Here is a 12093-nt window from a genome sequence, read left to right as displayed (position 1 = left end):
TTCACCAAAATTCATCGTCAGAAGTTGAGAGTAGATAAGCTTCTCCCATTTGAAGCCCTGCTTCAATAAATTCGTTGGCATCAGAACGTTGATCTTGTGTTATTTCTCCTGCTTCATATAAAAATTGATAAAATTTTTTAAGAGCTGAAGCATTTTTTTTGAGTGAGGTTACTGAACTCATTAAGTATTTATGTGGGTAGAAATAGCCTAAATAATCAAGCGGCGACTCTTCCATTTTTAACGGCGTAGCGTACATATACCCTGCCAAATAGCCGTTCAAATAAAAATCAAGCTGATCGATATGACGTTTGACCGTCTTTTCGCCTAACCCTTTCCCAGTCGTCAAGTAGGCCTTAAAAGCCCTTAACAGTTCTTGATTGTTTTTAAGCAATGCTGATTGATATTCTTCCTCTTGTTGCTCAGACAGTTCAGATACATTCACTTGAGAAAGAGCACGGTAATCCCACTTTTTTTCAATGATATATGCTTCTGCTTCAACAGGCTCTTCCCATTTCAACGTCCCACCTAAAGCAGCCTGTAACGCCTCTGCGCTATTTCTATAACCTTGTTTTGATAATCTCATATGAATATAATCGCTATAATAAACCATTACATCTCTATTTATTGTTTGGTGGATATTTAATCGAAATGTGCTCAATTCTTCCGCTACCAAATTGACGCTGCCAAGTACCGAACGATTTGAAGTATTTGTTACTTGAATACCCCCAGAAACTTTTAGATACTCTGCCGTTTTTTCGTTTGAAATGCCTGCAATCTCAAATGCAGCCCTAATAGCTTCAGGAATCAGCTCAGCTAGTTGCTTTTTCTTTTGTGCATTGATATCTTGAAGGATGATAATTGTATAGGTTAAATCATTGAGCAAAATTAGAACCTTTTTTCGATTAACATTGATGTAATTCGCATGCCATGAAAACAATGGATTTGCTTGTGCAAACTGTCTCCCGTATTCTTTATCCTCCATAATAGGTAAAGCCGAAAATAAAGGTTGTGCTTTCTTAGTAGCTCCGATGATCATATGCATTCCTCTTTTCTCTCTATTATGCATCTACCATACCATAATGATAAAACAACCCGCTATATAAATTGCATTCATTTTTTCTCATTCTCTATAAAAGCTCTCCACTAGTGGAGACTTTGGGAGAAAAATCAACAAAAATAGATATATCCAAATTTTTGCGAACCTGGATATATCTATTTTTGTTGTATAATGCCGGATGCAGGACTTGAACCTGTGACCCCCGCGTTACGAGTGCGATGCTCTACCAACTGAGCTAAACCGGCCTATTTACTTTTAGTGCAATAACACACAAAGAATATTATAAAACAGGATTCTAGAATTGTAAAGAGGACTTCCTTTTTTTAGGAAGTCCTCAACTTTTTATCTTTTTGCTGCGATATTGCCATATTTTTCAGGTTTACGTTTAAATTGAGTCACTACATATGGGCATAGTGGGATAATTTTCTTTCCTTCTTTTCTCATTTCTCCAACCATATGATCTAAGATTTTTTCAGCCATTCCTTGGCCACGTAATGATGGATCTACAAAAGTATGGTCCGCAATCACTTTGTCTTCTCCAGCAGGGACGTAGGTAATTTCTGCAATCATATTACCATTCTCATCTTGCTTTTGATAGCCATTTCCAACCTTGACAAATTCATCTGTCATGTCGAGCACCTCTTTCAGATAATAGTAATTCTATTTTTAGTGTAACATGCTTTATTTTAAAATACACTTTAAAGAACTTTATCTTTTTATCTAAATAAAAAGGCATCTCAGATAAATTCTGAGATGCCTTTTTCATTTGCGCGGCAGCGTCCTACTCTCACAAAGGGAAACCCTTCACTACAATCGGCGCTAAGAAGCTTAACTTCTGTGTTCGGGATGGGAACAGGTGTGACCTTCTTGCCATCGCCACCGCACATATCTTGTTTTCAAAGGAACTTCGTTCCCTCAAAACTGAATAGCCAACATGATCTACCGGAAAGAAACCATTCTTCCGCCTTACCGTCTGTTTCTTGGTTAAGTCCTCGACCGATTAGTACTGGTCCGCTCCACACATCGCTGCGCGTCCACTTCCAGCCTATCTACCTGATCGTCTCTCAGGGGTCTTACTCATTTAAAATGATGGGAAATCTCATCTTGAGGGGGGCTTCACGCTTAGATGCTTTCAGCGTTTATCCCTTCCACACATAGCTACCCAGCGATGCTCTTGGCAGAACAACTGGTACACCAGCGGTGTGTCCATCCCGGTCCTCTCGTACTAAGGACAGCTCCTCTCAAATTTCCAACGCCCGCGACGGATAGGGACCGAACTGTCTCACGACGTTCTGAACCCAGCTCGCGTGCCGCTTTAATGGGCGAACAGCCCAACCCTTGGGACCGACTACAGCCCCAGGATGCGACGAGCCGACATCGAGGTGCCAAACCTCCCCGTCGATGTGAACTCTTGGGGGAGATAAGCCTGTTATCCCCAGGGTAGCTTTTATCCGTTGAGCGATGGCCCTTCCATGCGGTACCACCGGATCACTAAGCCCGACTTTCGTCCCTGCTCGACTTGTCTGTCTCGCAGTCAAGCTCCCTTCTGCCTTTGCACTCTGCGAATGATTTCCAACCATTCTGAGGGAACCTTTGGGCGCCTCCGTTACATTTTAGGAGGCGACCGCCCCAGTCAAACTGCCCGACTGACACTGTCTCCCTGCCCGATAAGGGCAGCGGGTTAGAGTGTTCCTGCCACAAGGGTAGTATCCCAATGGCGCCTCCATCGAGACTAGCGTCCCGACTTCTACGGCTCCTACCTATCCTGTACATGTGGCAGAAACAATCAATATCAACCTGCAGTAAAGCTCCATGGGGTCTTTCCGTCCTGTCGCGGGTAACCAGCATCTTCACTGGTACTATAATTTCACCGAGTCTCTCGTTGAGACAGTGCCCAAATCGTTACGCCTTTCGTGCGGGTCGGAACTTACCCGACAAGGAATTTCGCTACCTTAGGACCGTTATAGTTACGGCCGCCGTTTACTGGGGCTTCAATTCGAAGCTTCGCCTTGCGGCTAACCTCTCCTCTTAACCTTCCAGCACCGGGCAGGCGTCAGCCCCTATACGTCATCTTTCGATTTTGCAGAGACCTGTGTTTTTGATAAACAGTCGCTTGGGCCTATTCACTGCGGCTGACCTTGCGGTCAGCACCCCTTCTCCCGAAGTTACGGGGTCATTTTGCCGAGTTCCTTAACGAGAGTTCGCTCGCTCACCTTAGGATACTCTCCTCGACTACCTGTGTCGGTTTGCGGTACGGGCAGTTGGTTTCTAACTAGAAGCTTTTCTTGGCAGTGTGGCATCGGGAACTTCGGTACTCAATTTCCCTCCCCGTCACAGCTCATCCGTGCGGGGGAAAGCATTTGACTCTCCCCCGGACTCACTGCTTGGGCGTGCTCTTCCAATCGCACGCTTTCCTTAGCCTCCTGCGTCCCTCCATCGTTCAAACAAAAACAACTGGTACAGGAATATCAACCTGTTGTCCATCGCCTACGCCTGTCGGCCTCGGCTTAGGTCCCGACTAACCCTGGGAGGACGAGCCTTCCCCAGGAAACCTTAGTCATTCGGTGGACGGGATTCTCACCCGTCTTTCGCTACTCATACCGGCATTCTCACTTCTAAGCGCTCCACCGGTCCTCACGGTCCGGCTTCTCTGCCCTTAGAACGCTCTCCTACCACGGAACCCCAATGGGTTCCATCCACAGCTTCGGTGATCTGTTTAGCCCCGGTAAATTTTCGGCGCAGGGTCACTCGACTAGTGAGCTATTACGCACTCTTTAAATGATGGCTGCTTCTGAGCCAACATCCTAGTTGTCTGTGCAACCCCACATCCTTTTCCACTTAACAGATACTTGGGGACCTTAGCTGGTGGGCTGGGTTGTTTCCCTTTCGACTACGGATCTTATCACTCGCAGTCTGACTCCCGGACTTGAATCCATGGCATTCGGAGTTTATCTGAATTCGGTAACCCGAGAAGGGCCCCTAGTCCAAACAGTGCTCTACCTCCACGATTCGTTGATCCGAGGCTAGCCCTAAAGCTATTTCGGAGAGAACCAGCTATCTCCAGGTTCGATTGGAATTTCTCCGCTACCCACACCTCATCCCCGCACTTTTCAACGTACGTGGGTTCGGTCCTCCAGTGCGTATTACCGCACCTTCAACCTGGACATGGGTAGGTCACCTGGTTTCGGGTCTACGACCACATACTCATTCGCCCTGTTCAGACTCGCTTTCGCTGCGGCTCCGCCTTTTCGGCTTAACCTCGCATGGGATCGTAACTCGCCGGTCCATTCTACAAAAGGTACGCCATCACCCCTTAACGGGCTCTGACTACTTGTAAGCACACGGTTTCAGGTACTATTTCACTCCCCTTCCGGGGTGCTTTTCACCTTTCCCTCACGGTACTGGTTCACTATCGGTCACTAGGGAGTATTTAGCCTTGGGAGATGGTCCTCCCGGATTCCGACGGAATTTCTCGTGTTCCGCCGTACTCAGGATCCTGGTAGAGCTGCGCTGGATTTCGCATACGGGGCTGTTACCCTGTCTTGCGCGGCTTTCCAGCCGGCTTCTGCTATCCATTGCAGTCTCACGTCCCAGTCCTACAACCCCAGAGAGCAAGCTCTCTGGTTTGGGCTTTTCCCGTTTCGCTCGCCGCTACTCAGGGAATCGATTTTTCTTTCTCTTCCTGCAGGTAATGAGATGTTTCAGTTCCCTGCGTCTACCTCAAACACGCTATGTATTCACGTGTTTGTAATATCCTATCAAAGATATTGGGTTGCCCCATTCGGAAATCTCCGGATCAATGCTTACTTACAGCTCCCCGGAGCATATCGGCGTTCGTCCCGTCCTTCATCGGCTCCTAGTGCCAAGGCATCCACCGTGCGCCCTTATTCACTTAACCTGTGGTCAAGCTTCGGCCATTGCTGGCCTTTACTATCGAACGTTTTCTAAAAAATCGTCCAACGTGTAACGCGGTAAAATGTTTTGGTTTCTTACTTTGTATTTCATGTTATGCTATTCAGTTTTCAAGGAACAAATAAGTAACCTTTCGGTTACAATGGAGACTAGCGGGATCGAACCGCTGACCTCCTGCGTGCAAGGCAGGCGCTCTCCCAGCTGAGCTAAGCCCCCGTATGGGTTTTATGTAATTTTTCAGGAAATCCAAAAGGATTATGGGCCTAAATGGACTCGAACCATCGACCTCACGCTTATCAGGCGTGCGCTCTAACCAGCTGAGCTATAGGCCCAAGAGATTCCGGCAAGATGGTTCTCCTGTATGAGTGATCATTGACCTCTCAAAACTGAACAAGAATGATGAACTTCGGCAGGTTCCGTTAAATTCCTTAGAAAGGAGGTGATCCAGCCGCACCTTCCGATACGGCTACCTTGTTACGACTTCACCCCAATCATCTATCCCACCTTAGGCGGCTGGCTCCCCTAAGGGTTACCCCACCGACTTCGGGTGTTACAAACTCTCGTGGTGTGACGGGCGGTGTGTACAAGACCCGGGAACGTATTCACCGCGGCGTGCTGATCCGCGATTACTAGCGATTCCGGCTTCATGCAGGCGAGTTGCAGCCTGCAATCCGAACTGAGAATGGCTTTCAGAGATTCGCTTGCCCTCGCGGGTTCGCTGCTCGTTGTACCATCCATTGTAGCACGTGTGTAGCCCAGGTCATAAGGGGCATGATGATTTGACGTCATCCCCACCTTCCTCCGGTTTGTCACCGGCAGTCTCACTAGAGTGCCCAACTGAATGCTGGCAACTAGCAATAAGGGTTGCGCTCGTTGCGGGACTTAACCCAACATCTCACGACACGAGCTGACGACAACCATGCACCACCTGTCACCTTGTCCCCGAAGGGAACCTCCCATCTCTGGGAATGGCAAGGGATGTCAAGACCTGGTAAGGTTCTTCGCGTTGCTTCGAATTAAACCACATGCTCCACCGCTTGTGCGGGTCCCCGTCAATTCCTTTGAGTTTCAGCCTTGCGGCCGTACTCCCCAGGCGGAGTGCTTAATGCGTTAACTGCAGCACTGAAGGGTGGAAACCCTCCAACACTTAGCACTCATCGTTTACGGCGTGGACTACCAGGGTATCTAATCCTGTTTGCTCCCCACGCTTTCGAGCCTCAGCGTCAATTACAGACCAGAGAGTCGCCTTCGCCACTGGTGTTCCTCCATATATCTACGCATTTCACCGCTACACATGGAATTCCACTCTCCTCTTCTGCATTCAAGTTCCCCAGTTTCCAATGACCTTCCACGGTTGAGCCGTGGGCTTTCACATCAGACTTAAGGAACCGCCTGCGCTCGCTTTACGCCCAATAAATCCGGACAACGCTTGCCACCTACGTATTACCGCGGCTGCTGGCACGTAGTTAGCCGTGGCTTTCTGGTCGGGTACCGTCAAGGCAGGAACAGTTCCTTTCCTGCTTGTTCTTCTCCGACAACAGAGTTTTACGATCCGAAAACCTTCTTCACTCACGCGGCGTTGCTCCGTCAGACTTTCGTCCATTGCGGAAGATTCCCTACTGCTGCCTCCCGTAGGAGTTTGGGCCGTGTCTCAGTCCCAATGTGGCCGATCACCCTCTCAGGTCGGCTACGTATCATCGCCTTGGTAGGCCGTTACCCTACCAACTAACTAATACGCCGCGGGTCCATCCCTAAGCGACAGCACAAAGGCCGTCTTTCCTTCCCCCTCCATGTGAAGAGGGAAACTATGCGGTATTAGCACCCGTTTCCGGATGTTATCCCCCGCTTAAGGGCAGGTTACCCACGTGTTACTCACCCGTTCGCCACTAACGTCCAGGGAGCAAGCTCCCCTTCGGTTCGTACGACTTGCATGTATTAGGCACGCCGCCAGCGTTCGTCCTGAGCCAGGATCAAACTCTCATGTTAAATGTGGACTCTTGTACAGAAATCCGACATGATAAGCTGAATAGCTCTTTTTTTGCTGACTTAATGTTTGCGGTACAAAGTACCGGCTTTATTGTGTGCATCTTCGAAAAGATGCCCTGCACGTTTGGTTCGTTCATTCTTTGTTCAGTTTTCAAAGGTCAAATCCGCTATCACGTATTAGGTGTAACTCTCTTCGTGACAACTTCTTAATATTACCATCTATCTTTATCAATGTCAACACTTTTTAAAAAGTTTTTTTATTTTTTTAAAACCAACAAATGGCTTCTTTTTTTAAAATGTCTTTTTTGTGAAGCGGCAACTTTTATATAATAGCATCTGAAAATAATGTAGTCAACTCTTTTTTCATAAATTATAAAAATAAATTTTTCGTCCTGCCTTGACATGACAGGACGATTTTTTATTTTATGGCAATGGATATGAACCAGCTCTATATATTTCGTACCATTCTTCACGTGAAAGCTTGACGGAGGAAGCTTTACACACAGCTGCAATTCTTTCCGGATTCATTGAACCAATAATCGGTTGCATGTTCGCAGGGTGTCGTAACAACCAGGCAATCGCGATTGCTTCTCTTGACACACCTCTATCATTTGCGTAATTTTGCAACAGCTCATTAAGTTCTTGGTAATCCGGGTGGTCGAATAGGATTCCTTGTTTATTATTGCCCACCTGGAAGGGAGACCATGGTTGGATCGTCATATGATGAATCCGACTATATTCCAAGATGGAACCATCCCTTGTTATAGCTAAGTCATTTACACGATTTACATTAAATCCAGCATCGATCATCGGATGGTGAGTAACGCTCATTTGCAATTGATTAATAATAAGTGGTTGTTGAACAGCAGTTTTTAGTAAATCAATTTGCATAGGGTTTTGATTACTTACTCCAAAATATCGTACTTTACCAGTTTTTTCTAACTCATCAAACGCTTCCGCAACTTCTTCCGGTTCTACCAATGTATCGGGTCTATGCAATAGAAAGGCATCTAAATAATCCGTTTGAAGTCTTTTCAAGCTACTTTCCACAGCACCAATAATATGTTTTTTTGAAAAATCATACATTTTTCCTGGTACAATTCCTGCTTTTGACTGAATATAAACGGAGTCACGGGGGATTTCCAACTCTTTGATAGCCCTTCCAAAAACCTCCTCTGAACTTCCAGCTCCGTAAATATCCGCATGGTCAAAATAGTCGATTTCTGATGAAAGCGCGGTAGTAATTACTTTTTTTGCCTCTTCATTAGACAGACTGCTCATTCTCATAATTCCTAATGAAATTTCAGAAGCTTCAAAACCATCATTAGCTAGTTTTACTTTTTTCAATTGCAACACCTCTTTTTTATTTTACTGTTAGTATAGCATTCTTTTCGAATAGTTTATTATAATACATATAGGATTATATAGGTTTTAAGGAGGAGCGATATGTGGTATATAGATATTTTTGAACAATTAGAAGAATTACGTAATCCAGCTCGCGCTGTACAGATGGAAGCTTATATGCGGAATCAATTTTCTTTTTTAGGGATTTCTGCTGCTCCCCGAAAAGCCGTTTATCAAAAACTGTTTCGGCAAGCTTCAAAAGATGATATAGTTGACTTTCATTTTGTAGAAGCATGTTTTTCGCGATTAGAAAGAGAATTTCATTATGCTGGGGTTGATTACTTGCTTGCAATTCAATCGAATCTTTCACAGGAACATCTACCAAAAGTCAAAGAATGTATTATGAAAAAATCTTGGTGGGATACTGTTGATGGATTGGATGGGGTAGTAGGGTGCCTCGTGCAGCGTTATCCAGAACTAAAGAATACAATGATTGATTGGAGTTTAGAAGATAATATTTGGATTCGTAGAGTAGCAATTGATCACCAGTTATTATTTAAGGAAAGAACGGACACAGACTTGTTAGGAAAAATTATAAAGAACAATTTGAATAACACAGAATTTTTCATCAATAAAGCAATCGGTTGGAGCTTGCGTGATTACAGTAAGACTGATCCACAATGGGTAGCAAAATTTATTGAGGAAAATAGGGCTTCGATGTCTCCGTTGAGCATTCGTGAGGGAAGTAAATATCTATAGGAATGATGGTGGTTTATTTAGTTTATTGAAGAGTAAAAGGATGGATAATTATAAAGCACAAATAATAGAGGACGCTTTCCAGATCTGTCTTAGTCAGTAAAAACAAGCTCGCATGCCCAGGAAGATAGTTTCATGACAGCCTGTTGATTTTTTTGTTGATCATCGCATGAATTGTATATATGATTTAGAAAGATATAAAAAAGGTATGAGCTGTTCAACTCATACCTTTTTTATGTAGCAACTTTTAAAAAGAAACTCCGCAAGTAGGACTCGAACCTACGACATCTTGATTAACAGTCAAGCGCTACTACCAACTGAGCTATTGCGGAATAAATATATTCAAAAAATATATGCGCGGCAGCGTCCTACTCTCACAAAGGGAAACCCTTCACTACAATCGGCGCTAAGAAGCTTAACTTCTGTGTTCGGGATGGGAACAGGTGTGACCTTCTTGCCATCGCCACCGCACATATTGTCATGACTGTTATTGCTTTAGCAACGTACAAATTTGATACACTGGGGAATTGCCACAGTATGACATTTTGAAAGGAATAACTCCTAAGCCACCTGTCGGATTCGAACCGACGACCCCCACCTTACCATGGTGGTGCTCTACCTACTGAGCTAAGGCGGCAGAAATGTAACACAAAATATAGAATACCTAATATAGCAGTCTTTGTCAATGATATTTCCGATTTTTATCGTATTTTATCTTTCCGTTTTTAAGAGCTTCTTTGGAGATGCATTAAAAATTTAGAACTCAGCTTTGCTTTTATCAGGTAAAAGCACCCATTCAAGCAGACGCTTTCCTTGATAAAAATAACTTATCAGCTAAAGTCTTCTTTTTTACTCCTCTCTTTCCTTGATAATTACGATTTATCAAGGAAAGGGGGGTTAAATTCTCTATTTCCCCTGATATACAATTCCCATCTTCTTATTTTCCTTCAGAAAATAATGTTCTATATATGTCGCTTTCTTTTAACTTACCAACACCATAAAATTATAGAACCCATATAATACTCTAGACGATAAGAAAAGCGGACAAGTCCGCCTTGGCCTATGAAAAAATAGGGAATTTGACCCTGAATTGTCAGGAGACTTCACGCTTCAGCGGGTTAGTCGAATGATATGCGTTAGCGAGCAGCGAAGCGCGCAATGGGGCAAATTTATCTTTTTTTCACTAGGTCAGGACTTGGGAGCTAGACATTGATGGCTGAACTTATAATCCCCTAGTCTACAAAAAAAGGTATAAATTGAATTTCTTCAATTTATACCTTTTAAACTCAATTGATTTACCATTTTTAGGAAAACGGAAAATTAAAAACTCCGCAAGTAGGACTCGAACCTACGACATCTTGATTAACAGTCAAGCGCTACTACCAACTGAGCTATTGCGGAATAAATATATTCAAAAAATATATGCGCGGCAGCGTCCTACTCTCACAAAGGGAAACCCTTCACTACAATCGGCGCTAAGAAGCTTAACTTCTGTGTTCGGGATGGGAACAGGTGTGACCTTCTTGCCATCGCCACCGCACATTGTCATGGCTGTTGCTGCTTCAGCTGCTTACAGACATGATACACTTGGGCTTCGCCCACAGTGATCCCTCTTTATTTCAGGAACTTCGTTCCCTCAAAACTGAATAGCCACATGATCTACCGGAAAGAAACCATTCTTCCGCCTTACCGTCTGTTTCTTGGTTAAGTCCTCGACCGATTAGTACTGGTCCGCTCCACACATCGCTGCGCGTCCACTTCCAGCCTATCTACCTGATCGTCTCTCAGGGGTCTTACTCATTTAAAATGATGGGAAATCTCATCTTGAGGGGGGCTTCACGCTTAGATGCTTTCAGCGTTTATCCCTTCCACACATAGCTACCCAGCGATGCTCTTGGCAGAACAACTGGTACACCAGCGGTGTGTCCATCCCGGTCCTCTCGTACTAAGGACAGCTCCTCTCAAATTTCCAACGCCCGCGACGGATAGGGACCGAACTGTCTCACGACGTTCTGAACCCAGCTCGCGTGCCGCTTTAATGGGCGAACAGCCCAACCCTTGGGACCGACTACAGCCCCAGGATGCGACGAGCCGACATCGAGGTGCCAAACCTCCCCGTCGATGTGAACTCTTGGGGGAGATAAGCCTGTTATCCCCAGGGTAGCTTTTATCCGTTGAGCGATGGCCCTTCCATGCGGTACCACCGGATCACTAAGCCCGACTTTCGTCCCTGCTCGACTTGTCTGTCTCGCAGTCAAGCTCCCTTCTGCCTTTGCACTCTGCGAATGATTTCCAACCATTCTGAGGGAACCTTTGGGCGCCTCCGTTACATTTTAGGAGGCGACCGCCCCAGTCAAACTGCCCGACTGACACTGTCTCCCTGCCCGATAAGGGCAGCGGGTTAGAGTGTTCCTGCCACAAGGGTAGTATCCCAATGGCGCCTCCATCGAGACTAGCGTCCCGACTTCTACGGCTCCTACCTATCCTGTACATGTGGCAGAAACAATCAATATCAACCTGCAGTAAAGCTCCATGGGGTCTTTCCGTCCTGTCGCGGGTAACCAGCATCTTCACTGGTACTATAATTTCACCGAGTCTCTCGTTGAGACAGTGCCCAAATCGTTACGCCTTTCGTGCGGGTCGGAACTTACCCGACAAGGAATTTCGCTACCTTAGGACCGTTATAGTTACGGCCGCCGTTTACTGGGGCTTCAATTCGAAGCTTCGCCTTGCGGCTAACCTCTCCTCTTAACCTTCCAGCACCGGGCAGGCGTCAGCCCCTATACGTCATCTTTCGATTTTGCAGAGACCTGTGTTTTTGATAAACAGTCGCTTGGGCCTATTCACTGCGGCTGACCTTGCGGTCAGCACCCCTTCTCCCGAAGTTACGGGGTCATTTTGCCGAGTTCCTTAACGAGAGTTCGCTCGCTCACCTTAGGATACTCTCCTCGACTACCTGTGTCGGTTTGCGGTACGGGCAGTTGGTTTCTAACTAGAAGCTTTTCTTGGCAGTGTGGCATCGGGAACTTCGGTACTCA

4 protein-coding genes, 6 tRNA genes and 6 rRNA genes (1 of these 16 running past the window's edge) are annotated in these 12093 nt (G+C 45.7%); 1 reads left to right on the top strand and 15 read right to left on the bottom strand.

From position 1 onward, the window contains the following. Position 1: 1 nt before the first annotated feature. The 9 genes from EJN90_RS06810 to EJN90_RS06770 form a co-directional block, all read right to left on the bottom strand. Positions 2 to 1036 (bottom strand): DUF6933 domain-containing protein, encoded by a 1035-nt coding sequence (locus tag EJN90_RS06810; RefSeq protein WP_126109707.1) that lies wholly within the window; start codon positions 1034 to 1036, stop codon positions 2 to 4. Between the two features lie 193 nt (positions 1037 to 1229). Beyond that, a tRNA-Thr gene (locus tag EJN90_RS06805) sits at positions 1230 to 1302 on the bottom strand. A gap of 97 nt (positions 1303 to 1399) precedes the next feature. After that, positions 1400 to 1687: a GNAT family N-acetyltransferase gene (locus tag EJN90_RS06800; RefSeq protein ID WP_126109705.1), complete on the bottom strand. Its 288-nt coding sequence runs from the start codon at positions 1685 to 1687 to the stop codon at positions 1400 to 1402. Between the two features lie 138 nt (positions 1688 to 1825). Beyond that, positions 1826 to 1941 (bottom strand): 5S ribosomal RNA (gene rrf, locus EJN90_RS06795). A gap of 96 nt (positions 1942 to 2037) precedes the next feature. Then, positions 2038 to 4955, bottom strand: a 23S ribosomal RNA gene (locus EJN90_RS06790). 157 nt (positions 4956 to 5112) lie between these two features. After that, positions 5113 to 5185, bottom strand: a tRNA-Ala gene (locus EJN90_RS06785). Between the two features lie 42 nt (positions 5186 to 5227). Further along, a tRNA-Ile gene (locus tag EJN90_RS06780) sits at positions 5228 to 5301 on the bottom strand. 100 nt (positions 5302 to 5401) lie between these two features. Continuing rightward, a 16S ribosomal RNA gene (locus EJN90_RS06775) occupies positions 5402 to 6955 on the bottom strand. Together the 16S, 23S and 5S rRNA genes with 2 tRNA genes alongside form the textbook arrangement of a ribosomal RNA operon. Positions 6956 to 7378: 423 nt before the next feature. Further along, the gene (locus EJN90_RS06770; protein ID WP_126109703.1) at positions 7379 to 8302 is read right to left on the bottom strand and encodes an aldo/keto reductase; all 924 of its coding nucleotides are present in this window, start codon (positions 8300 to 8302) and stop codon (positions 7379 to 7381) included. 99 nt (positions 8303 to 8401) lie between these two features. Here EJN90_RS06770 and EJN90_RS06765 point away from each other — a divergent pair, with 99 nt between their 5' ends. Continuing rightward, a complete protein-coding gene (locus EJN90_RS06765; protein ID WP_126109701.1) occupies positions 8402 to 9058 on the top strand; it encodes a DNA alkylation repair protein in 657 nt (218 codons plus the stop codon). A 255-nt stretch (positions 9059 to 9313) separates the two neighbouring features. Here the strand turns inward: EJN90_RS06765 and EJN90_RS06760 are convergent. From EJN90_RS06760 to EJN90_RS06735, 6 genes are all read right to left on the bottom strand, one after another. Continuing rightward, positions 9314 to 9387: transfer RNA gene (locus tag EJN90_RS06760), tRNA-Asn, on the bottom strand. 23 nt (positions 9388 to 9410) lie between these two features. Continuing rightward, positions 9411 to 9526, bottom strand: a 5S ribosomal RNA gene (gene rrf / locus EJN90_RS06755). A 93-nt stretch (positions 9527 to 9619) separates the two neighbouring features. Beyond that, positions 9620 to 9692, bottom strand: a tRNA-Thr gene (locus EJN90_RS06750). Positions 9693 to 10382: 690 nt separating this feature from the next. Then, positions 10383 to 10456 (bottom strand) — tRNA-Asn (locus EJN90_RS06745). A 23-nt stretch (positions 10457 to 10479) separates the two neighbouring features. Next, a 5S ribosomal RNA gene (gene rrf / locus EJN90_RS06740) occupies positions 10480 to 10595 on the bottom strand. Positions 10596 to 10755: 160 nt separating this feature from the next. Then, positions 10756 to 12093, bottom strand: a 23S ribosomal RNA gene (locus EJN90_RS06735) (it continues 1580 nt past the right edge of the window).

It is taken from the genome of Jeotgalibaca ciconiae (genome assembly GCF_003955755.1).
GTDB lineage: Bacteria > Bacillota > Bacilli > Lactobacillales > Aerococcaceae > Jeotgalibaca > Jeotgalibaca ciconiae.
The sequence above is the reverse complement of the archived record's forward strand: the minus strand, read 5'-3'. Positions and strand labels throughout refer to the sequence as shown.